Origin of the sequence: Rhizobium sp. ERR 942 (assembly GCF_007828395.1) — a bacterium.
GTDB classification, from domain to species: domain Bacteria; phylum Pseudomonadota; class Alphaproteobacteria; order Rhizobiales; family Rhizobiaceae; genus Rhizobium; species Rhizobium dioscoreae.
This window is the reverse complement of record NZ_VIUA01000008.1, coordinates 1-20,509: the sequence shown is the minus strand read 5'-3', so window position 1 is coordinate 20,509 and position 20,509 is coordinate 1. Positions and strand designations below refer to the sequence as shown.

Here is a 20,509-nt window from a genome sequence, read left to right as displayed (position 1 = left end):
GTTGAGGCGATGAACTCATGTGCTTCCGTGAGCGCGATTTTAGGGGCTGCTGTTTCCGCGGCGCTCCCGATGAAAGGTGCTGCATGGTGCTGGAGATGCGAAGATTTCTGTTGAAAGTGTCGTCAACCTATGACGCGAGACAGGCTCGCATCGCCTTTGGCGGCAGGCAGGGTGGAGCAAAGGGAGGACCTTGGCGGCATCTGCTCCCACGATGTCCGACCAAATGGTTGCAAAACATCCTGTGCGCCACCCTGCAATTTGGACGCCTGACACGTACGTGGGGGCGGGCCAGAGGTCGGCGCGCTATTTCAGGAGAAGATCGAATACGACCGTCTTGAAATCGAGTAGAGGCTTATCACTTTTTTCAGCCCGCATGCGCAGCAATGCGCCCTCCCAACTGTTCAACACAAACCGGGCCAAAAGCGTGGCAGGCACGGCACGACCGACCGTTCCCTCATCCTGTGCCTGTGCGATACAAGCCTCAAAAAACCGCGTCCACGATCCGAAATGCATTGAAAGTCGCTCGCGCATCAGGGCGCTGTGATCCGCGACCTCGGCGCTGATATTTCCGAGAAGGCACCCTCTCACGAAGCCGGCTGCCCTGAATGCGTCGATCCTGTCGTCAAAATAACCCGCCAAGCGGGCAAGGGGAGCAATTGTCGCATCGCAAAGCATGCTGCGCAGCTTGTCTTCATTTCGATCGAAATAGGCATCGAGGACTTCGGCGCCGAAAACCTCTTTGCTGGCGAAGTGATTGTAAAACGATCCCTTGGGGACGCCGACGCTCTCGGCAATGCCTTGGACACCTGTCGCGGCATATCCGTCGGCATGAAACATCCGCAAACCTGCCTGAACCAGGTTATCGCGGATGCCGGGCTTCGGTTTGGGCCCCCTCCGGCCGGGTGACGAAGATTTCATCCGATACATCCTTGACTAATTAATTCCGACCGGTCACCTTATAATTAATACACCTGGCAAGCCGGTGTCAAGAAACGCAATCTCCTACAGAGCATCCCGCCGTGCCTGAAGCATAACTGTGCAGCCTTGTCCACGACACTCGAAGCGAGAACCGCCGCCTTCCTCAAATCATGGAGAGAAACATGACCGCAAACCCACCCTCAGACGATGGACTTTCCTGGAGGACCCTTAATATCAAACGCCCGGGCCTCAGCCGCGACGTACCACCCGGCCGCGAAGAACTGCTGTGGGTGGCAAATTCATCAACGCTGATTTGCGGCGAACGCGATGCGGTCCTTGTCGACACCTTCCTCACCATTGAACAGACACAGACGCTGTCGGATTGGGTTGCCGCCAGCCGCAAGAATCTGACCGCCATCTATGTCACTCATGGGCATGGCGATCACTTCTTCGGACTGGCGCCACTGCTCGAACGTTTTCCGAACGCCAGGGCCGTTGCAACGCCCGCCGTGGTCGAGGCCATGCACGAACATCTGTTGCCGGCTTCAGTCGAGAATTTTTGGCGCAGGCTTTTTCCAGGACAGATCCCCGATCGGCTGCTTGCGGCTCAACCACTGGAAAACAATGAACTGGACCTAGAAGGGCATAAGCTGTTGGCGGTGAACGCGGGGCGGACCGATACGGCGGTGTCGACCTGCCTATATGTGCCGTCGGCGGGTCTGATCGTCGGCGGCGACGTCGTCTACAACGGAATTCACCTGTATCTCGGCGAAACCACCACCGAGAGCCGGATCGAATGGATTTCGGCGCTGGATCGGCTCGAAGCCCTTACCCCTCGTACGGTGATCGCAGGACACAAGGTACCGGAAAATCCTGACGACCCACGCATCATCGGTGAGACGCGGCAATATATCCACGACTTCAATCGCCTGAACGATGCGACGACGACTGCGCGCGAACTCTATGATGCAATGCTGCAGCTTTATCCCAATCGCGTCAATGTGGGCTCGCTCTGGGGAGCCGCGAACATTGCGAAGAAGCAGGCTTGAGGCTGGAGACGGGTAGGTCGTCGTGACCGCCTCTCCCTGTGATCCAAGACACGTCCAATTACCTCAATTCGAAAAGAGAATATCCAATGCAAAATATGCTCTTGGCAGTTGCCGTTACTCTTGCAACTGTTTTCGCGACTGCAGCTTCGGCGAACAATAAGGACCGGCTGGACAGCCGCACCGTCAGCACGATCGAATCGCGCTTCAATAAGCTCATGGAGCTGGCGAACAAGCATGACATCAGCAGCCTGCACACGATGTTCTGGCAATCGCCGTCCGCTCTTCTCGTCGCGAAGAGTGCCATTCCATCCGAAGGAAACTGGGCAGGCTTTTGGGGCAATGATGCAATCGATCGGAAACTGCACGATATAGCCGCCTCGGGTCCGGTCGTGCTGACCCCTGATCTCTCGAAGCTTAAGATCATTGGATTGACCCCCGATATCGCGGAATCCTATGCGCCTATGGACATCACCGTCTCCTATGCTGGACAGGACGGAACGCCCAAGCCATTCCTTATGATCATCACCTGGAAGAAAGTCGCGAAGGACTGGAAAGTCGCCTCGGAAATCATATTGCCCATACCGGCAAGCCCTGCGCCTGGGGCCGTTCATCGGGGATAGTAGGCCATTGACGTGTCGTATCGGTCAGCCTTGAGCCTCCTTCCAGATCAAACGGCAGAAACATCGGGTGCAGTCCTGCCGAGTGGAACGAATGGGTGGTGAGTTCGGTTCTGGTTTGGGCCTTTTCCGGTCCAACACTGATCTCTTTTGCGGAAGTAAGCCTGTGGTATTTTGAGCTGGTCGCTTGGTCCATCGAAAGGGCAACTGAAATGGAATTCGCCAAACAATATGAGCTGCACGTCGCGGATCCGACGAAGGACTGGCCGGCTGTGGCAACATAGTTCCCCGAGCAGAGTTTGCCAGCCAAGGCCGAGGTTGGTCGGGCGCACGGAACTGAACTCGGCGCGCCCTCAAGCAGTTGTATTGATTATCGCGAGAATCTGACCCATTTTTCATTTCGCGGTGGTCCAATCGGACCTTTAAATGATGTTCGCCGACAATATGATAGCTCGGATATTGTGGGCCAACGCGAAATGAAAAAGTGGGTTAAATCATGCCGCAATTCAACACCTCAGCAAGTTCCATACATCCGACTATGCCGGATCGGATACCTAAGTCATTGATAATTTGGGGGTTCGACACGAAAATAGCGGTTCTTATCCCTTCAAGAGCAAAACCAACCGCTCGCCCGTCCAGACTTATTTCTTCGAGATTGTTTTTGGCTTCGGTTGATATAGACGGCGTTTGACGTTCGGGCGCAGAGCATTGCGGAGATCTTTGTCTGCGGTCGAAAGGTCGAACCATTCGGGATCGAAGTAACCACCGCACCATCGAATGGTTTCGGCAAACTCGGGATCATCTGGATCGGCAATGATCTCCAGAAACCGCTCGTATCCCGATAGTCCACCGACATCTTCAGGCGGTCGCGCCCTTTCGCCGGCGACACAGCTTGCATGCTTGGGCGTCGTGGCGAGTGTCAAGAAGTCCTCGATCGAAACGGTATGCCGCCAGCCGTCCCCGAAATCATAGTGATAGCTGAAGACAGCGCCTTGCTCAAAGTCAAGCAGACGAACCTCCCTATGATCGAAGACCCGAGGATCGTCGTTGGTCGCGTCCTCCTCAAGGATCTCAACATCCCCATATCGAAGACCGCCGATCCGGAACTCATAGAGATGATAGTGCCACCAGTTGAAGGCTGCCTGAATTCCGAGATGCAGATGCTCCAGGTTCCAATGGACAGGCAGAACCAGACGGCGCCAGACGCCGGGCTCTATTTCGTCGATAGAAACTTTGATCTGCACAGCGTTTGCGGCTTTGAACATTGCCGGATTGAACAAGGTTGCCGACAGGCCGTCAAGACGAGCGCGGCGCACGACACGTTTCTCGCGGTCGTGCCCTTCAATTCCTATCGGGCGCTTTTAATACTTCAACACGTTCGCTCATTTCAGCTTTTCGGTTGGCCAGCCGGTCGATCGCTTTGCAGAGTGTCGATCCTGAAAGGCTAGCCTCGAGATCGGTTTTGAACAGCAGAGCGGGGTGACGATTAGGGCCGGACTGCGCCCAAGATCGACGCCGCAGAAGACCATATCCGTCTTGCTTGCACGCTCGCTTTCGGCGCGCAGTAAAGCAGGAACGTGTATGCCAGGCTCGGATCCGACCGGAGCTTCCGCAGCCTACCAGAGCTGATGTCCGATTCAACAAGGCTTAGCGGCGCCACGCCACGTCCTTCGCCGGCGAGGCAGTAATTTCTGATGTCCGCCGCCATATCGTGTTCCAGCTCAACCGTCGACGGTATCGAAACCCGGCACCTTTGCCAAATCTGACCGATGTAGGTTCGGCGATCTGAGACATGAAGCGGCGCCGGCTTGCGGTCCTCCAGTTCCGGTGACGATACAACAACCAGCCTCTCCTTTGCGACCTCGATTGATCGCAACGCCGAGAACTCCGGAGATTGGATCACTTTCGGGTGGCTTGTCGCCAGAGCCAGGTCGCATTCGGAACTCGCAAGCATGGATCCGACCCTATCGTGGTTTGCTATCCGAACGGAAAAGCTGGCGGGAATCGCCTCATTTGAGAGCTGATGCTTGAATGACGGGAAAACGCTGATGGTTGCGCTGTGAGGCATCGCAATCGTTATTGCGCCGTCTGCAGCCTGCCAAGGCCGATGGTTCGAGCGGAAAGCCGCTAATTCCGCCACGATGCCGCGGGCCACCGGCACAAAGTCCTTCCCGGCCTGTGTCAGCGCGACCGGCCTGCTTCGCCGATCAATCAAGTCGGAAGCTAGCCAAATCTCCAATTGCCGCAGTCGTTTGCTCAGGTTGGATTGCGTGGTTTCGCGGTCCGCTGCAGTTCGCGTGAAACTGAGGCTCTCTGCAAAATTCAGAAAGTCGCTGATGATGTCGATATTCATAAAGGTCGTGCTCGTCCCTGCTTAGGCTTCTCGCAATGAAGGAGCCCGAATTCACGCTGGTCTTATGGCATAATTAGGGAAATTTCACCTGCCGCCGCGTTGCGCGCCGTAGTCAAAAATGGACTTTCGAAAACACGAATTGGAATGGTGCGAAGTGGTGCTTGCGTCAGAACCGTCCTGTCACCTAGCTCTTGCCCGGATGCACAAAGCCAGATTAATCCACCATCTTTGATGAGAGACATATCAGATGACCATCAGCTTCACTCGAAGAAACGCATTGCTTATGGCGTTATTCACATCTTCCTTTTTCTCCGCAGCCGAGGCTTTTTCTGCCGAGACTGATCGCTCAATTGAGGAAGATATTCGCTTGATTGAAACGAAGAGCGGAGGTGAGTTGGGTGTTGCTGTGCTCGACACCGGGACGAACCAGGTGGTTGGTCATCGACTCGATGAACGGTTTGCACTCTGCAGCACGTTCAAGGTACTGGCGATCGCTTTCGTTCTTGCACGGGTCGACCAAGGAAAAGAACAGCTTGATCGGAGGGTCGATTTTTCAGAGCAGGACCTTGTCCTTCCCTATAAAGCGACCAAACCTCACGTTGGCGCTGAGGGCATGACGATCGATGAGCTCTGCAAGGCAGCAGCGATATACAGCGACAGCACCGCGGCAAACCTGTTGCTGGCCAGTTTTGGTGGTCCGGCAGAGTTGACGGACTATCTTCGCTCGATAGGCGATAATGTGACCCGGGTGGACAATGTCGAACCAAAGCTCAACATCGTGAAACCCGGCGAACTGCATGACACGACGTCCCCACGCGCAATGGCAGAGACGATGAAGCGGATCATCTTGGGTGACATGCTATCCCCGCGGTCGCGTGGTCTTCTGACGGACTGGCTAGTCAACGGACAGGATGCGGCGACACAGAGACTGCGCAAAGGCGTTCCGGCCGGTTGGCGGATTGTCAATAAGCCAGGCACGTGGAAAGGCATATCGACGAATGATGTCGGCGTCATCTGGCCGCCACATCGCCCGCCGGTCGTCGTTGCGGCCTACCTCAGCCACGCACCAGGATCGATTGAATCTCAAGAAGCTGTTCTCGCGGACGTCGCGCGGCGTGTCTGCGATAGGCTATTGCGATCCTGAGGCCGTGTCCGAGACTGCCCATCTTTCGATGGCATCTGATTCCAGAACGTTTCACCTGTCCGCGGAACCGGCATCAAACACCGCTTGTCGAGATCTTTGCTCGGCTGCGCAATACGATTCTTTCCAACATCAAACGATTGTAAACTCTTCGAGACCAGAGGACGCATTGTGTGAGCGACGACATTGTAATCCTGAGAAATTTACGCGTGCTTTCCTGTGACGGGAACGGCGCGCAAGTTTCTACGGAGGCTGACATTAATGGCCTCGTTGGAGCCGCCATTGGCGACAGAGCCGATCTGGTTGCCTTGCCCGCAGCGCGATTGGACCCGAACTTCTTTGATCTCAGAACGGGATTTGCGGGCCTGCTCGTGCAGAAATTCGTCAATTATCAGATTCGCTTGGCAGTCGTCGGTAATATTACGGACGCATGCGCACGAAGTAGGGCGCTAAAGGACTTCGTGTACGAGTCCAACAAGGGCTCGTCATGCTGGTTTCTGAACGATCTTGAGGATTTGAGCCGGAGAGTGAAATGACGATCAGTCAGCAGTCGGTCACCGCTTGCTGTTTCGCGTTCAAGGCACGGCGATATCGACAGGCTGGATCCGCCTCACCTGACGCGCCTTCGGAATTGAAATGGCGGAAAAAGCGCGCCCCGCACATTGAAAGAGGCGGCGTGGAACGTTGACGATCGACGATCCGAGCTCGTACGCAGGCGCCGATGATTGACGTGCAGGCATCGGTGCGGCGGCTTGCGGATGACAGTTATGAGAGACAGAATAGTGGCAGGCTCTGACGAAGCGCCTCTTATCAGCCCACTGAGACACTGATGAATCCGAATTCGCCATCCAACGAGTCGTCGGTTCCTATCCCTTCAAGAGCATGACCCCCATGCTACCGGAACCGACCACTCTGTCGATCCAGCAATTGTCTCTTACCACGCTGCGCCGGGACCGTCTCAGCACGCGGCGGGCCAGTCGGGAAGGGGCGCGATGCCGAACTGCGGTGCGGCTGCCTTGAGGCGGGCGATATCCGCCTCGGCCGACGAATTGGGTTTCTCATCGGTGCCGATCTCATAACCGGCGTGTTCGACAAAGGTATCGAACAGCGACGGAGTACCGAGCAGAACGTATCGTGCCATCTTGTCGGTCTTGTTCATGAGGGAACGCCACGCGGCATGAAGATGCAGTCACCTGTGGTCAGTGAGTGCTCTTTTCGATCGATGATCGCAGCCAGCTCCCCTTCAACCATGTAAATGGTCTCGTCATAGTCCGCATGGACATGAATTGGCGTTCTGGTGTCGCCGTTACTGCGGTTTTCGAAAAGGCAGAACTGACCACCCGTCTGCGCGCCCGATAGCAGGCACTTCATAGATACACCGCCAATGCGAAGGTCTTGGGTGTTCTGGGTCACGATTGAATCCTTTCAATTCTTGTAGGCTGCATTTTCCGTCTGGGAGCCGGACATCCACTTGCCGATCAGGACGACGACCAAAGCGATTGCCGGAATTCCAGCGGCGACAAATGGCAGGCTCGTGAAGCCGAGGCCGTGCGCAACTGTGGTTCCGCCGAGCCACGCGCCGAGTGCGTTGCCGCCGTTGAAGGCTGCGATGTTGAGGCTGGAGGCAAGGCTCTCACCAGCGCCCTTCGCTTTTTGCATGACCCACATCTGAAGTGGTGCGACCGTCGAGAAGGCTGCGGCACCCAGCAGGGCCACCATGACGATGGTCAGGATCTTGCTGTGAACGACAAGGCCGAAGACAATCAAAACGCCTGCCAGAGCAAGCAATGTCCCGATGACAGTCGGCTGCAGGAAGCGGTCTGCAAGTTTCCCACCTGCAAGATTGCCGAGGACGAGGCCGCCACCAAAGACCAGCAAGATCGGAGAGACCGCTGCCTCACTGAACCCAGTGACCTCGGTAAGCAGTGGGGCAATGTAGGTAAAGACCGTGAACAGCCCGGCAAATCCAAGCGCTGTGACGGAAAGGCCGATAATGATGGAAGCGTTCATCATGGCGCGGAGGTCGGCGCGCCAGTCACTGGCAGCAGCCGTACCGTGATCAGAAGGAACGTAACGAGCGATCACCGCCAGGGCGACGATGCCAATCGCGGTGACGGCCCAGAAGGTCGCGCGCCAGCCGAGTTCGAGACCGAGCCAGGTGCCAAAGGGCACGCCGAGGATGTTTGCCGCGGTCAGTCCGGTAAACATGACAGCGATGGCGGACGCCTTGCGGTCCGGCTTGACCAGCGAGGTCGCGACGACTGAGCCCACGCCGAAGAAGGTACCGTGCGCCAGCGCCGTGACAACGCGCGCGGCGAGCAGGAACCAATAGCTCGGCGCAAGAGCACAGGCGAGATTGCCAATGGTGAAGATCACCATCAGGGCCAGGAGGACCTTCTTGCGGGACCAGCCGGACAGAAGGACGGTCAGGACCGGCGCGCCGACGGCAACGCCGACGGCATATCCTGATATCAGCAGTCCGGCCGTCGGGATCGATACGTTGAGGGCAGTTCCCACCTGGGTCAAAAGGCCCATGAGAACGAATTCGGTGACGCCGATCCCGAAGGCTCCGATCGTAAGCGCGTAGATCGCAATAGGCATTGTCTTCTCCTTTTCGTTGCCAGCCGACGAAGGGCACGGTTTTCCGAGCGGGATAGCGACGCGTCTCCCGTTGCCGATGAGGACTGGAGGGTTGAGCGCGCTTAAGCGCTCGGGACGTGGGCGGCGGATGCCGCGACTTTCAGAAGCTGGGCATGTATATCGGGCGAAGCGGCAAGCAGGCCGTCTGACGACCAGCCAAAGCCGTTGCCTGAGAGATCGGTGACGACACCGGCTGCCTCCTTGACTAGCAAGGCGCCGGCAAGCCAGTCGGGAATGTCATGGCCGACCTCGAAGTAGCCATCGAGCCGACCAGCCGCGACGTAGGCAAGCTGCAGCGACGCAGAAGCCATCTGACGGACGACGAAGACTTGCCCGGTCACGCGTTCGAGCAGTCGGAGTGCCTCGGCATGCTCTTCCGGTCCGACCTGAGCGATCGGCGGTACGGCCGACCCCAGAACGGCGCCTTTGAGGTCTGTCTTGTTCCGGGTCGTCACGCGCTCCCCGTTCAATGTCACACCCTGACCTTCCTGGGCGACGAACAGCTCGTTCGATGTCGGATCATAGACGATCCCGAAGACGCAACGCCCACCGATGACGAGCGCCAGCGAACTCGACCACAGCGGCAGGCCCTGCAGGAAATGATAGGCTCCGTCGATCGGGTCATACACCCAGTAAGCGGCATTGGGATCATTCGGCACGTCCTCCTCGCCCGTCCAACCGATGTCAGGATAGCGCGTGGCGAGCTGGCCGCGCAGATCGGCGGCTGCCTTGGCGCTCCTGGAGCGCACCCAGTGGATGACGGAAGCAATATCGTCCGTCTGCGAAGGGCGGTCCAGCGAGGCCGCGATCTGGTCTGTCGCGGCGCGAAGCAGGAATGCACAAGTGTCGGTGTCTACGGTCATCATGGCTGTTCTTTCTTCAAAACTCGATTGACGATGGAAGAAGGATATGGCCCTCTGCCTGCCTCACAAACTCGCTTTGACCCGGCGCGGAACATGGTGCGAAAACCCAAGCTAAGTCCCAGAAAACAAACGGTTCAGGCGCGTTCCGCGGTTACTGTCGAGATCATCGTCGAGGCGGCAACTCGCATTCTGGAAGAGCGCGGGCTGGAGGGGTATACGACCAATGCGGTGACCGATCGCGCCGGTGTCAGCATCGGCTCGCTTTACCAGTACTTTCCAAACAAGGACGCCATCACGATCGCGCTGATCCATCGCGAGACCGCTGACCTTCTTGCCGACATCGAAAGAGCCAGTTCCGAAGACGACTGGCGCACCGCGCTGGCCTTGATGACGGATGCGGGCGTCGCCCATCAGCTGCGACGGCCGGCACTTGCCCGCCTCCTCGACATCGAGGAGGACCGCCTCCCGAACCACGCCCGTGAGAAGAGCGTGGTCGACGTGATCCATCCGGCACTGACCTCTGTCCTCCAGAAGGCCAGCCTCGAGACCGAGAACGATCTCGAAACGCTGGCCTTCGACGTGATGGCGATCACCCGCGGGATGACGGACATGGCAGGCATCCGGCGGGAGCTGGATGGAGTGGCTCTACGGGCGCGCACCCGGCAGGCCGTGTTCGGCTATCTCGGGCTGACGCCGCCCAGGGCGTGAGCCCGACGTCACTTCATCGACACGACGCCTATCTGCTTGAGCAGCGTGAGATTGTCCTCGATGTGCCAGTTGTCGGTCACCTTGCCATCCGTCACTTTCAAAAGATCGGTTGCGATGAACTCGATCGTCTGGCCCGTCCCCTTGGCGGAGGCAAACGTCCCGGTGAAATGACCACGGAACACCATGTGGACGGTGACGTAGTTGCCTGAGAATATCATTTTGCGGACCTCGACGGAAAGGTCCGGGACGGCGGCGCGGAACGTCTTCGACGCGAATGCTGGGCCTTCGGGTCCCTGCGGACGGCCGTCGGGCAACGTATGGTCGGTGAAGGACGGCGAGATCGCAGCCTTGAGATCAGCCTCGTCTCCGGTGTTCCAAAACGAGTAGAAATGCCGAGCTGCCGTCTCCGCAGACGCCTCGGCATGTGATCGCTTCGCTGAATGGACGATGTCGTCGATCTTCAGCGGTGCCGCCGCGAAGGCCGGAGCTGACACGGAAATTGCAAGAGCGGCAGCCGCAAGGCCGCCTGTCACAGCGTTCTTGATCATTGTCTTCAATCCTGTTTCGGTTGGTCAGTTGGTTTCGACGTCGTCCCGGAAGACGAGTTCGAGAAGGATGCCGCCCGGGGTGCGGACAAACAGCCGCCGTTCCCCGAACTCGGGAAGGTCCATGGTGGAGTAGGCGATCCCGGTAATATTCAGCTTGCGGCGGAAGGCGCCGTATCCTTTGAGGCGAAAGCCGACATGGTCGATCGTCTCAGCATCTCGGCCGACGGTTACCTCGCTGCCAGGAATAAGATGGACGAGTGGCTCGTCGCCGCGATAAAGCCAGTATCCGGGAAAGCTGAAGTTCGGTCGGAAGCCGACGGTCAGGCCAAGCAGGTCCTGCAGGAACTGTCGGGTTCCTTCGAGGTCCGCCGTCCGTAGTGTCACATGATCGAGCTGCATAGTGTCACGCGATCACGCCGCCACCATCGACACGCACGGTCGAGCCGGTGGCAAACGGCGTCGTCATCAGGAAGAGAACGGCGTTGGCGATATCGGAAGGCTGGCCGACGGTCTTGGCGGGCAGACTGCCGGCGACGCGCTCAAATATCGCGTTGCGGCTCGCCTCGTCCATCCTGGCCCAGAGCGGCGTGTCGATCAGACCTGGAGATACGGCATTGACCCGAATGGGAGACAGCTCCAGGGCAAGACCCCGGGCAAGTGACTCCAATGCTGCGTTGATCGCGCCTTGCAAAACCGACGAGGCCGAGGGGCGCTTGCTCAGGAACCCGGAAATAAAGGTCAGCGTGCCGCGTTCCGCAATCCTTGCGGCCTTGGCGATCCGGTAGGCACCCCAGAACTTGCTCTCCATCGCTTTCTTCGCGTCATCGAGCGAAAGCTTGCGAACCGGACCGCTGGGCGTCTGAGCCGCAGAGACGACGATATGATCCCATGCGTCATGGGATCCGAAGAAGGTTTCGATCGCAGACCCATCGCCGGTATCGAGCACGACTGTGGCCATCGAGGGGTCGACCGACGCTGCGGCTTTCCCGAGCTTGTCTGGCGATCGCGATGCGATTGTGACGACAGCGCCTGCGGCATGTGCCTGCTGGGCGACTGCAAGCCCGATGCCCGAGCTGCCGCCGATGACGAGGACGCGCTTCTGGTTCAACGATGCCATGTCCATCTCTCCGCGATTGGTTTCGATGACGGTAAACTAGCGCTGGAACGTACTTGCGATAATGGAGATTGTTGTCGATGGTCTCTTGCGATATCAGCAAGAATATGAGCGACAACTTTCTCGACATGCTGGTCTTCGTGCGGGTGGTTCAGGCGCGCAGTCTGTCAGGTGCTGCGCGCGAGCTGAACTTTTCGCTGACCGTGATCAGCCGCAAGCTGTCGAGGCTGGAGGAGCGGCTGGGGGTTCGGCTGATCAACCGGACGACTCGGTCTCTGGCGCTGACCGATGAAGGCGCGCGGTTCTATGACCGCTGTGTCCAGATCCTGGCGGAGATCGATGATGCGGAAACGGAAGCATCGAGCGGAAGGGATACGGCGATCGGCACGCTGAAGGTTACATCGACCTTCGCATTCGGCATCAGATGGATCGCGCCGTTGCTCAGCGAATTCCAGGAGATGCATCCGGGCCTGCTCGTGCATCTCGACACAGACGACACCCTGACAAATATCGTCGAAGGCGGCTATGACCTTGCCATACGCTTTGGTGCGCTTGCCGACTCCAGTCTGGTCGCCAGGCAGATTGCACCGAACAGGCGCGTCATCTGCGCAGCACCCGCCTATCTCGATCGCCGTGGAAGGCCCGAAACAATCGAAGACCTTACCCGCCATGAGGTCATTGCGTTTGGCGAACCGCCGAACAATCACTGGACCTTCGCCGATGGCCGCAGCGCAAATGTCATGGGGAGGCTCACGACCAACAATGGCGAGCTTGCGCACCGCTGGGCACTTTCCGGAGCCGGGCTTGTCCTGAAATCCATCTGGGACGTCCAGGACGATATCGAAAGCGGCAAGCTGGAGATTGTCCTCCCCGACGTTCATCTTGCTGCGGCACCAATCCACGTCGTATTCCCGCATAGCCGTCTTGCAGCCGCCAAAGTGCGGCTATGCATCGAGTTCCTGGCAAACAGACTGAAGTCATCGAACGCATCGCTTCGATTTTGAAATCCAGACGGATATGTCATTTCGAAAATAAGCATGAAAGCGGCACTGTCTAGATGTTTCAGCGACTTAAGGAGTTACTGGTGACCGACCGTTCCAATCTCATCAAAAGCTTAAATGCCATTCCGCATCGTAGTAGGTCACTGCCGAGGCGGCGACTTCGCGAACGAGCCCCTCGAGGCGATCGTCGGAGAGATCCATCCCGACGATGAGGGGGCCTGCGGCCGGCCTGTTGTCCAGATCGCGGGATAAACCCGGAGCTGGACGGCAGCGTGATGCCCTCCACGGTCACAGGCTCGAGGAGATAGTGGCAGCCGCGTTGTTGCTCTGGATCTCGACCTCATAGTCATGGTGCCGGATCAGGCCGTTCCATTGGAACAACAACCGAATGGGCTTGGCAGTATCAGCCACTTTTTGGAGCCAGCGATCCTATGGATGAGCGCGGACCAGCACCATCGCAGGCCCGGCCAAGAACGTCAGCCCGAGCAAAAGCGAAACGCCGATCTTTCGGATTTTAATGCGCCGTGTTCTGACGCCGTCCCAGTCATAGATCACAGAGAACTCCCGAGTGCCAAACAACTCCCTCTCGGCTTGAGGGCACTGATGCGATATGCTCCGCCGCGCGAAGTCGATGCGTACATCTTCCGAGATTATCGTCAGCTAAAATACAATTTAGTCAATGGGTGAGACGATGACGGATTAATGGATCGTCCCGACCGCGGAGCGTGCTTGGCACCGCATTTGCAGGGCGCGGATCAAGCTAACAGCATTACCGATGATTGTCATATTGCTGGAGCTGCAACATATCGCCAGGTCTTGGCGCATGATCTTCAACATCCATCCGATATCGAGAAGCGATCTCACCGTCTGGGCATCCCCATCGCTGGCGACGTCGAAGGCGAGATTTGAGATGGTTGCCGCGAGGAAATCAATCCGGTCAAGCCGCTCGCTATGATCAAGCTGCGTGAAAGGAATTGTTGAGGCTTCGTCGCTTTCGAACATATGAGTATCCTCCGGAAGAGAAAGAGGGCCGCGCAGGTCGTAAGGTCAAGAGGAACATCCTCCACATTCAAGGGCCGCACGACCTCCCATGAGCCGATGCATCCGTGCCCAGATTTCAAACCTCCTCGGGTAGGTACGAAGGTCACAAGTCGTTGATCGATTCCAATAGGTGGCGGGTACCACTTTCGCCATTGTCGTTGCTCGGGAATACACAGCGACAACGAACAGGGCCCTTCCCGCAGTCACCGCAGTCACAATCCAAAGTAATGTCGGCGTCCAATTTGTTACGCAGCTTGCTGGCAACCGCCGAGCGCCCTGTCTGGCGCCTGGGACTGCCCCATCGGTTGCATCCCGGTGATCCTGTTTCGGAAGGAAACGGGAGTCACCGAACGAGTTCGCGCATCTTAAAGGCGACCTCGGTCCGGTTCGTCGCATTTAATTTTTTCATGATATTGCGAACGTGTACCTTCACAGTGCTTTCACAAAGGTCCATTTCGTACGCGATGATCTTGTTTGCTTTTCCGCGTCGCAGGCCTTCGGCGACGACCGCTTCACGTGGCGTAAACATGCCGTCAAGGACATTGCTTCGTGGCTTGGCAATGGCGATGATCGTCTCCTTGGCAGCAAGCAGGCTGCTTGCCGGCACGAAGATACCGCCAGCGCGGGCGAGCGCCACCGCTTCGGCCGCAACCTTGATACCAACGCTGCTCGGGATATAGCCGCGAGCGCCACATTCCATAGCGTGCAGGAGTTGAGCGAGTTCATCGCCATCGGCACCGACGATCACGGGACTTGTCTCGAATCTTTCCGCAAGAGCGCGGATCTTGGCGCTGATGTCTGTGTCGGATACCTTGCGGCCCCCGATCATGAACAAGATTGCGGACGGCAATGTCTTCATATCGCGCATTTGCCATTCCTCCAACGAACCCGCTGTTATGATATGCAGCGCACTGTCATAGTCAGCCAGGCTCTTCGAAAGACACTCACGATCCAGAGCACGGGAATCGATGAGGAGAACGTAATCTTGCCATTCATCGATACCGGGAGTGCCGGCAGTGATGGACGGACGCAGTGAGTTTGATGTTGGAACTGAAGAAAAGCGCGCGCCCGATTCCGGTGTAAATTTCTCACTCGTAATCGTTTGTCCAATCATGGCCGTTTCCCAACTATTAAAGTGGCCTTTTTTATATTCACGCAGGTCCCATGTTTTCAAATTCCAGGTTTTTATTTTCCTATATTTTTACTTCACGCATTAACATAGGTTAATATAGAGCGTTGGCTTCGATAAAATTTGTTCTTGATGCAACGCTGCATATATTTGATTTTCCTAAATTCTTATTTATCTCGGGAGTGCTAGGGCAAGCGCAGGTCGCATCCTGACAGTCGGCATCGGAAACTCGGGAGGAGCGGGGTGTGATGACTTCCGTCGAACACCGATCCCAAGGGCTGAACAATCGCGCGGAGAATTCACACCTGCCACTGCGAAAACGAGAGCGGATGATGCAAGGCTTCCGATCCGCCGGCGGCTTGCAACGATTTATATCGGTGTTTTCAGCGGTCAGAAATCTTTTCGTCTCGCCGCATCAGACGCGCTCCGCCCGCGCCATTCACCTCATCGGATCCGCGCGATCGCGCAGTGGAAGGCCGCAGCCGGCTTCAGCCAAGCAACGTGACATCACCACTATAACGGCTACTGGTTTCCAGCGGCCGCCTTTACCGCGAGCGTGGCGGCGGGAGCGATCGCAACAAATCCGCCTCCGCGTTTGTCGACGCGTCTCGCCGTCGCGCATGTACAATGGTGCTTTGATCACTACGCGTCCTACCGGCGACGAATTCGGTTCCCGGGTTATTGCCAGCCGTATGGTCGGAAACATCATGCGGCTCGCCATGCTGATCGAGCGCCGCTATGCGCCTTATCCGAAGTGGTTCGGGACTGCTTTCTCGCGACTTGCCTGCGCATCCGATCTCGCGCCCTTGCTTGAGCAAGTCTTGGTGGCGCAATCCTGGCAGACGCGCGAATCCGCCTTGGTGGAAGCTTGCCGCTTTATGGCGGAACTACAGATCCAAAGGGGCGTCCCCGGCGCGGTTGCTCCAACGATGGGCTCTCTCAACGACCGGCCCTATCGTTTCGTCGACACTCTGAAGATTTTTGATGCGATCCACGCCGCTATCGAAGAGGACGATCTGCGGCCGTTGCCAGAGTTCGGGGCTGCCGACCAGTTTCTCAGCAGCAACTTTGTTCTCGCGGTTCTCGCCTATGCGAGCGCCGCTACGGGTGCTCTGCTAGACACTGCGCTTGGGACACAGGCAGGCAGAGCGACGACGGAGACCAAAGAGAAAGCTCGCGGTTAAGCGCGCGTACGCAATGTTGACTTGAGATAGGATTGATCGCCCCTTCGAGCGATCAATGCAGCCGCTCGAGATCCATCACAGGCCGCCGCCCGGAGTGGCCGTTCTCGTGCAGTTCGCCGATGTTAGCGGTGTGCTGGTCGCGCTTGCCGTTTTCTAACCGTCCTCGGTCTGATCTATTTTTTCAAGGTGCTGCGGCGGCGAGCTAGCACGGGATACGGCTATCTTTGGTGGAATCAGATGTCGCTGTTTGCATGTTGTTTCCGATCATGATGCTCGTCATCACAAGGGCGTTCTGCCAGTTTCAAGCCCGCTCCATCTGCGCAAAGGTCGTGTCGGCATCCCGTCGCTGTCGAAGCGAGCGCGATCGAGACAGCTTCATAGGAAATATGGGCCGTGATGTCGGTGGCAATATCCCGGTAGCGCCTGCGCGTCAGTCAAGGTCAAGGGGTTGCTTGAGCTCGTCAATCCGTTTCGAGGCTTCCGCCTTGGTCAAATCCTCGGCGTAAGCGTCGGATTGGTGCGCCTGTTCCGACAGTGTCTTCAGATAGGAGCGCTGCGCACCGGTCATGGGTTCATCGCCGCTGACCCAGTCGTCCGGGTCTTTTTGCGTGTTGGACGAGGTATCGGTTTTGGGGTTGTCACTCATAACGATCTCCTGGATTCGTTCTGCAAACGTTCTTGGGTGGTCGTTAGTTCCCGTGTCTGCTCACGAGATGCACGGAACTCATCTGCCGGTCTCGTCGTTCTGTTGGGAAGCTTGCATCCGAGGAGAAGGTGATTGCCAATTATTACCACTGCGGCCTGGTCCATCCCGAAAAAGGTGGTCGACCGGTTTGCGCAAGAGGGCAGTGGCCTGACCCGGTACGCGTCGGTCTTCGACGGCGTCGAGATCAATTCGACCTTCTATCGTCGCCACAAGGCATCGACCTTCGCACACTGGGCGGAATCCGTCCCGGATGGGTTTCGCTTCGCGGTTAAAATCCCCAAGGAGATCACCCACACCCGAGCGATGAAAGACATTCACGAGCCATTCGATGCATTTCTTAAAGATATCGCACCGCTCGGAGAAAACCGCGGGCCGCTGCTCTGCCAGCTGCCGCCGTCGCTGACCTTCGATGTTGGCGTGCTCGAAACCGCATTCAAGACGATGCGGAATGCCGATGACGGTCCGATCGTCATCGAGGTAAGGCAGCAAAGCTGGGCATCGGACGAGGCACTCGACCTGCTCAAGAGCTATGCCATCGACCGAGTTCTTGCCGATCCCGCACCGGTTTGGCCGGCAGAGGGTTTCGAAAGACCACCAAAATACGTTCGTCTGCATGGCCAGCCAAAAATCTATTATTCGAGTTATAGTCATGAGGAGATCAGGTCGTTCTCAAATCTCTTGGCGCCAGATGGCTGGTGCGTGTTCGACAACACAGCCTCAGGAGCCGCGATCGAAAACGCTCTGACGATGCTCGGCTGAGTAAAGCCACGCCTCCGTTATTAGCGCTCTTACTTCTTTATGGTCTGCGATGCGTCGTTTTCTGGTGATAGGTTTGATCTCGCGTGGCGCGGTGCAATCCTTTCGGTGCTGCCTTGGCCAGATCACTGCGGTTTCGATCGGCTATGCGGCTCTCTACAGAGCGCCCATCGTAACGGATCGCTCCAAGGTGACAAAACTGTGAGGCAATTCCCCCGCAGGGCTGTTCGGTTACTCGTAGCTCCTCGGCGGCTATAGTGGCGGGCAAGCGGAGTACCTGCGAGTGCCGCTATGCGGTTGTCGGCCCGATCAAGGTCCCTGACGGCGTAGGAGATGAGCAGGTTCCATTCCTTTTTGACATTTTTCCAACCGGCTATATGGCGGCCGATTTCTGCAACATCCAGCCGGGTGACACGATCGCTCGAACCTCATTTCGACGGCCCCTGCCTCGCGTGACAATGCGCGTGTCAGCAGGCGGTGAATGAGGCCAGATGCGGTCCTATACCCCAGAGTTCTCTGCGATCCGGCCGTCTGTGTGTCGGCCGCCTTGGATGGTCGGATAGGATAAGCTGCGCCCCACGCGGCCGGCCCAAGCTGTCCTGGGCGACCAGGCGAACTATTCTGCCGGATCGGGATCTGGCCGGGCGCTAGTGTGCCAATCATCTCCCTCACCATCGCCACGGCCTGCATCTCCGTATGGTTCGCTCTCGTGACGTCCTCACCGTCGGGATGAGCGGCTACCGCGATAGGCATCGTCCGGTAAGCTTTCCAGAAAGTGTGAGCCCAGACCACCATTTCTTCATCAATGCGACTCAACAGCTCCGAGCAGTCGCTTTTGGTCTCGCTTCACCTGCAGATCGTCCGTCGAGCAGATAGTCGCTCGTAATGTTCGATGGTCACGCTTATTTCGGGGGCGTGAATCTGAACAGCGTGAATGAATCATCGGCCCACCCCTGATGAAACCAGGGTGAATCCTGAATATGCGATGCCGTGACATACATCGTACCATCTGGTCCTTGCGTGAACGTATCGGGCCAGCGGAGTCGACTGTCCTGAAGAAGAGGCGTCACCTTTCCGTCTGAACCCAAGATCTTGACGCCATCGTTTTGGATTGTGCTGAGATAGATGCGGTTTTGGTCGTCTATCCAAAGCCCGTCGGTGGGCTCCGTGTCGGCGTACTTTTCCGGTTTAGCCGCTGACGGATCCTGGGATGCTTTCTGCAATGTCTCGGTTGCGATGCGATACATCGTCTTGCCGGTCAGCGCCTTCCAGTAAAGCGTCTTCCCATCCTTCGAAAGCGCGATGCTGTCGGCATTGAAGAGTGGTTGTCGACCGTCAGGCCGGCGAAGCGGCTTGCCATCGACTTGGATGACAACGTCTTTCTCGAATTGGGTGGACGGATCATCGCTGAGGGCACGCCACGCCTTTCCAGAGTTCAGATCGAGAACGACCAGACCCCCCGGCATGCCTGAATCGGTGAAGTAGGCAAAGGCTTCATCGGGAGCGATGCGCACGTCGTTGAGGTAGCTCGCGGGACCGGCGACATCGGATCCGAACGGGTAAATGCGTTTGACGCTATTCGTCTTCAGGTCGATCTGGACCAGTTTCGGGCCGTCTTTGACCGTCTTTTCGCTGTTGGGCGCTGCCGGATCGACGACCCAGAGCGAGCCCCTGCCATCGGCGAAAACGCTTTGCACCGTCACGAAATGATCCTTGGCAGAAATCTCCGACATCTTTGCATTGCGCCAGGCATTCCATTCGTCGTTGGGATAGGGCCTGATCGAGCCGTCTTTCATCACTTCGGCAACGGAGACCGGAACGTCTTCCGACCAGCGGGGGAAATTGACGAAGATCCGGCCATCCTTCGAGACGGTAACGCCGGTGACCTGATGGTCGAAGGTTGCAACTTTTTCCAGGCGGCCGTCCGTTTTGCTGGTAACCGGCGCCACCAGTTCCTTCGCCTTGTTCGTCAGTCTTTCCATGGTCTGGGCGTCAGCGAGGTTTGGCGATACCAGGACCAGGATGGCTGCGGCACAGAGAACGCTGCTTCGAGAAAATATGCGGTGCATGGTGGCCTCCGTTGATTAGCCCCTTGAACCCCCTCCATCGGCGAAAGTTCCTGCTTCGCGAAATAAGCCATGCAGCCGCAGGCGATAAAACTCTGCCGCTCCATGGCTTGCCTCGCCCAGCAGGACGATACGGTGATACCGCTCAAAGGACCAACCGACCTATGTCGTCGAACGGCGGAAGGGATTCGGCTGCTTCAGCGATCATTTCGACCAGCGGGATGAAAATGACCCCAATACAAGCACCGACTTCCACGAAATGTGCACCATAAGTGTGATGGGATTTTTGGTCCCAGTCGGGTACCTGAGATGACGCGGGCAGTTTGCCCGTCACAGACAACCCTTTCGGATATTTTGCCAGAATTTGACTGATAAAATCGTTGCATGCGGAAATGCCTGCCTGTTGAATAAGGCTAGCCTACTGCTGAATTCACCCGCGGGATCCGCGACATATGGCAAAACATCGAGGCCTCGCGCAAAGTTCGACGCGGCTGAACAATGCCGTACGTAGAGGTATATCGATCTGCTTCTACGAAAGCTCCTGGCCAAATCACCGCGGTTCGGGGGCGTCCTTCGCATTCCAGTCGTAGCTTCTCATATAGTCGAGAAATGCGCGCATGGCGGCGCTCGGCAGGCGACGGCTGGGGTAGTATAAAAACCAGTGTGGCAAGGTCA

22 protein-coding genes and 3 pseudogenes are annotated in these 20,509 nt (G+C 57.3%); 10 read left to right on the top strand and 15 right to left on the bottom strand.

The annotated features are described in order from the left end of the window. Positions 1-303: 303 nt before the first annotated feature. Complete coding sequence (locus FBZ97_RS27715) at positions 304-927, bottom strand: TetR/AcrR family transcriptional regulator (protein WP_246661877.1); 624 nt, start codon at positions 925-927, stop codon at positions 304-306. A 173-nt stretch (positions 928-1,100) separates the two neighbouring features. On the opposite strand from FBZ97_RS27715, the gene FBZ97_RS27710 reads away from it, so the two are divergent. Then, on the top strand, positions 1,101-1,967 hold the full coding sequence (locus FBZ97_RS27710) for an MBL fold metallo-hydrolase (protein ID WP_113408902.1): 867 nt from the start codon (positions 1,101-1,103) through the stop codon (positions 1,965-1,967). Between the two features lie 86 nt (positions 1,968-2,053). After that, positions 2,054-2,587, top strand: a complete 534-nt coding sequence (locus tag FBZ97_RS27705) for a hypothetical protein (protein WP_113408901.1) — start codon at positions 2,054-2,056, stop codon at positions 2,585-2,587. A 638-nt stretch (positions 2,588-3,225) separates the two neighbouring features. Here the strand turns inward: FBZ97_RS27705 and FBZ97_RS27700 are convergent. Continuing rightward, entirely contained in the window at positions 3,226-3,849 is a 624-nt protein-coding gene (locus FBZ97_RS27700; RefSeq protein ID WP_145324177.1) for a plasmid pRiA4b ORF-3 family protein, read from the bottom strand. Positions 3,850-4,070: 221 nt separating this feature from the next. Next, on the bottom strand, positions 4,071-4,937 hold the full coding sequence (locus FBZ97_RS27695) for a LysR family transcriptional regulator (RefSeq protein ID WP_145324133.1): 867 nt from the start codon (positions 4,935-4,937) through the stop codon (positions 4,071-4,073). Positions 4,938-5,184: 247 nt separating this feature from the next. Between FBZ97_RS27695 and bla the strand changes: the two genes are divergently transcribed. Together bla and FBZ97_RS27685 are read left to right on the top strand one after the other, a co-directional pair. Then, positions 5,185-6,081 carry a class A beta-lactamase gene (bla, locus tag FBZ97_RS27690; RefSeq protein WP_145324131.1) on the top strand — a complete coding sequence of 299 codons (897 nt, stop codon included), beginning with the start codon at positions 5,185-5,187 and terminating at the stop codon, positions 6,079-6,081. Between the two features lie 170 nt (positions 6,082-6,251). After that, complete coding sequence (locus FBZ97_RS27685; protein ID WP_145324129.1) at positions 6,252-6,614, top strand: DUF4180 domain-containing protein; 363 nt, start codon at positions 6,252-6,254, stop codon at positions 6,612-6,614. A 422-nt stretch (positions 6,615-7,036) separates the two neighbouring features. Here FBZ97_RS27685 and FBZ97_RS34850 read toward each other — a convergent pair whose 3' ends face one another. The 4 genes from FBZ97_RS34850 to FBZ97_RS27670 all read right to left on the bottom strand — a co-directional run bounded on the left by FBZ97_RS34850 (position 7,037) and on the right by FBZ97_RS27670 (position 9,584). Then, complete coding sequence (locus tag FBZ97_RS34850) at positions 7,037-7,237, bottom strand: hypothetical protein (RefSeq protein ID WP_246661876.1); 201 nt, start codon at positions 7,235-7,237, stop codon at positions 7,037-7,039. Next, positions 7,234-7,491: a cupin domain-containing protein gene (locus FBZ97_RS34845; RefSeq protein WP_246661875.1), complete on the bottom strand. Its 258-nt coding sequence runs from the start codon at positions 7,489-7,491 to the stop codon at positions 7,234-7,236. The genes FBZ97_RS34850 and FBZ97_RS34845 overlap by 4 nt, the downstream gene beginning before the upstream one ends. Before the next feature lie 12 nt (positions 7,492-7,503). Then, positions 7,504-8,679, bottom strand: coding sequence for an MFS transporter (locus FBZ97_RS27675; RefSeq protein ID WP_145324127.1), 1,176 nt, complete (start codon positions 8,677-8,679; stop codon positions 7,504-7,506). A 101-nt stretch (positions 8,680-8,780) separates the two neighbouring features. Then, positions 8,781-9,584: an inositol monophosphatase gene (locus tag FBZ97_RS27670; protein ID WP_145324125.1), complete on the bottom strand. Its 804-nt coding sequence runs from the start codon at positions 9,582-9,584 to the stop codon at positions 8,781-8,783. A gap of 90 nt (positions 9,585-9,674) precedes the next feature. Here FBZ97_RS27670 and FBZ97_RS27665 point away from each other — a divergent pair, with 90 nt between their 5' ends. Continuing rightward, complete coding sequence (locus FBZ97_RS27665; protein WP_145324123.1) at positions 9,675-10,289, top strand: TetR/AcrR family transcriptional regulator; 615 nt, start codon at positions 9,675-9,677, stop codon at positions 10,287-10,289. Positions 10,290-10,297: 8 nt separating this feature from the next. Here FBZ97_RS27665 and FBZ97_RS27660 read toward each other — a convergent pair whose 3' ends face one another. Genes FBZ97_RS27660 through FBZ97_RS27650 form a run of 3 tightly spaced genes read right to left on the bottom strand, consistent with a single transcriptional unit; the run spans position 10,298 to position 11,954 of the window. Further along, positions 10,298-10,837: an ester cyclase gene (locus FBZ97_RS27660; protein WP_145324121.1), complete on the bottom strand. Its 540-nt coding sequence runs from the start codon at positions 10,835-10,837 to the stop codon at positions 10,298-10,300. A gap of 24 nt (positions 10,838-10,861) precedes the next feature. After that, positions 10,862-11,236, bottom strand: a complete 375-nt coding sequence (locus FBZ97_RS27655) for a glyoxalase (RefSeq protein WP_145324119.1) — start codon at positions 11,234-11,236, stop codon at positions 10,862-10,864. A 4-nt stretch (positions 11,237-11,240) separates the two neighbouring features. After that, on the bottom strand, positions 11,241-11,954 hold the full coding sequence (locus tag FBZ97_RS27650) for an SDR family oxidoreductase (RefSeq protein ID WP_145324117.1): 714 nt from the start codon (positions 11,952-11,954) through the stop codon (positions 11,241-11,243). A 77-nt stretch (positions 11,955-12,031) separates the two neighbouring features. On the opposite strand from FBZ97_RS27650, the gene FBZ97_RS27645 reads away from it, so the two are divergent. Then, positions 12,032-12,955 carry a LysR family transcriptional regulator gene (locus FBZ97_RS27645; protein WP_246661874.1) on the top strand — a complete coding sequence of 308 codons (924 nt, stop codon included), beginning with the start codon at positions 12,032-12,034 and terminating at the stop codon, positions 12,953-12,955. 696 nt (positions 12,956-13,651) lie between these two features. Here FBZ97_RS27645 and FBZ97_RS27635 read toward each other — a convergent pair. Continuing rightward, the gene (locus FBZ97_RS27635; RefSeq protein ID WP_145324115.1) at positions 13,652-13,954 is read right to left on the bottom strand and encodes a hypothetical protein; all 303 of its coding nucleotides are present in this window, start codon (positions 13,952-13,954) and stop codon (positions 13,652-13,654) included. A gap of 382 nt (positions 13,955-14,336) precedes the next feature. Continuing rightward, on the bottom strand, positions 14,337-15,107 hold the full coding sequence (locus FBZ97_RS27630) for a response regulator transcription factor (RefSeq protein WP_145324173.1): 771 nt from the start codon (positions 15,105-15,107) through the stop codon (positions 14,337-14,339). A gap of 260 nt (positions 15,108-15,367) precedes the next feature. Between FBZ97_RS27630 and FBZ97_RS27625 the strand changes: the two are divergent. Together FBZ97_RS27625 and FBZ97_RS27620 are read left to right on the top strand one after the other, a co-directional pair. After that, positions 15,368-15,627 (top strand): annotated as a pseudogene (locus tag FBZ97_RS27625) (DDE-type integrase/transposase/recombinase); the annotation flags it as partial. Between the two features lie 202 nt (positions 15,628-15,829). Beyond that, the gene (locus FBZ97_RS27620; RefSeq protein ID WP_246661873.1) at positions 15,830-16,306 is read left to right on the top strand and encodes a DUF4037 domain-containing protein; all 477 of its coding nucleotides are present in this window, start codon (positions 15,830-15,832) and stop codon (positions 16,304-16,306) included. 430 nt (positions 16,307-16,736) lie between these two features. On the opposite strand, the gene FBZ97_RS27615 is transcribed toward FBZ97_RS27620, so the two are convergent. Continuing rightward, the gene (locus FBZ97_RS27615; protein WP_145324111.1) at positions 16,737-16,952 is read right to left on the bottom strand and encodes a DUF3072 domain-containing protein; all 216 of its coding nucleotides are present in this window, start codon (positions 16,950-16,952) and stop codon (positions 16,737-16,739) included. Positions 16,953-17,084: 132 nt separating this feature from the next. Here FBZ97_RS27615 and FBZ97_RS27610 point away from each other — a divergent pair, with 132 nt between their 5' ends. Both FBZ97_RS27610 and FBZ97_RS27605 read left to right on the top strand, forming a co-directional pair. Next, positions 17,085-17,771 (top strand): DUF72 domain-containing protein, encoded by a 687-nt coding sequence (locus tag FBZ97_RS27610; protein WP_145324109.1) that lies wholly within the window; start codon positions 17,085-17,087, stop codon positions 17,769-17,771. Between the two features lie 175 nt (positions 17,772-17,946). Further along, positions 17,947-18,190, top strand: a pseudogene (locus FBZ97_RS27605) (glutathione-dependent formaldehyde dehydrogenase); the annotation flags it as partial. Positions 18,191-18,670: 480 nt separating this feature from the next. Here the strand turns inward: FBZ97_RS27605 and FBZ97_RS27600 are convergent. Both FBZ97_RS27600 and FBZ97_RS34840 read right to left on the bottom strand, forming a co-directional pair. Continuing rightward, complete coding sequence (locus FBZ97_RS27600; RefSeq protein WP_246661891.1) at positions 18,671-19,750, bottom strand: major royal jelly family protein; 1,080 nt, start codon at positions 19,748-19,750, stop codon at positions 18,671-18,673. A 634-nt stretch (positions 19,751-20,384) separates the two neighbouring features. Beyond that, a pseudogene (locus tag FBZ97_RS34840) lies at positions 20,385-20,509 on the bottom strand (LysR family transcriptional regulator); the annotation flags it as partial.

Bases quoted from the DNA above. Each gene is read 5' to 3' on its own strand.
- FBZ97_RS27715 (WP_246661877.1), bottom strand. From the start codon at position 927: ATGTATCGGATGAAATCTTCGTCACCCGGCCGGAGGGGGCCCAAACCG.
- FBZ97_RS27710 (WP_113408902.1), top strand. From the start codon at position 1,101: ATGACCGCAAACCCACCCTCAGACGATGGACTTTCCTGGAGGACCCTT.
- FBZ97_RS27705 (WP_113408901.1), top strand. From the start codon at position 2,054: ATGCAAAATATGCTCTTGGCAGTTGCCGTTACTCTTGCAACTGTTTTC.
- FBZ97_RS27700 (WP_145324177.1), bottom strand. From the start codon at position 3,849: ATGTTCAAAGCCGCAAACGCTGTGCAGATCAAAGTTTCTATCGACGAA.
- FBZ97_RS27695 (WP_145324133.1), bottom strand. From the start codon at position 4,937: ATGAATATCGACATCATCAGCGACTTTCTGAATTTTGCAGAGAGCCTC.
- bla (WP_145324131.1), top strand. From the start codon at position 5,185: ATGACCATCAGCTTCACTCGAAGAAACGCATTGCTTATGGCGTTATTC.
- FBZ97_RS34850 (WP_246661876.1), bottom strand. From the start codon at position 7,237: ATGAACAAGACCGACAAGATGGCACGATACGTTCTGCTCGGTACTCCG.
- FBZ97_RS27675 (WP_145324127.1), bottom strand. From the start codon at position 8,679: ATGCCTATTGCGATCTACGCGCTTACGATCGGAGCCTTCGGGATCGGC.
- FBZ97_RS27670 (WP_145324125.1), bottom strand. From the start codon at position 9,584: ATGATGACCGTAGACACCGACACTTGTGCATTCCTGCTTCGCGCCGCG.
- FBZ97_RS27665 (WP_145324123.1), top strand. From the start codon at position 9,675: ATGGTGCGAAAACCCAAGCTAAGTCCCAGAAAACAAACGGTTCAGGCG.
- FBZ97_RS27660 (WP_145324121.1), bottom strand. From the start codon at position 10,837: ATGATCAAGAACGCTGTGACAGGCGGCCTTGCGGCTGCCGCTCTTGCA.
- FBZ97_RS27655 (WP_145324119.1), bottom strand. From the start codon at position 11,236: ATGCAGCTCGATCATGTGACACTACGGACGGCGGACCTCGAAGGAACC.
- FBZ97_RS27650 (WP_145324117.1), bottom strand. From the start codon at position 11,954: ATGGCATCGTTGAACCAGAAGCGCGTCCTCGTCATCGGCGGCAGCTCG.
- FBZ97_RS27645 (WP_246661874.1), top strand. From the start codon at position 12,032: ATGGTCTCTTGCGATATCAGCAAGAATATGAGCGACAACTTTCTCGAC.
- FBZ97_RS27635 (WP_145324115.1), bottom strand. From the start codon at position 13,954: ATGTTCGAAAGCGACGAAGCCTCAACAATTCCTTTCACGCAGCTTGAT.
- FBZ97_RS27630 (WP_145324173.1), bottom strand. From the start codon at position 15,107: ATGATTGGACAAACGATTACGAGTGAGAAATTTACACCGGAATCGGGC.
- FBZ97_RS27620 (WP_246661873.1), top strand. From the start codon at position 15,830: ATGCGGCTCGCCATGCTGATCGAGCGCCGCTATGCGCCTTATCCGAAG.
- FBZ97_RS27615 (WP_145324111.1), bottom strand. From the start codon at position 16,952: ATGAGTGACAACCCCAAAACCGATACCTCGTCCAACACGCAAAAAGAC.
- FBZ97_RS27600 (WP_246661891.1), bottom strand. From the start codon at position 19,750: ATGGAAAGACTGACGAACAAGGCGAAGGAACTGGTGGCGCCGGTTACC.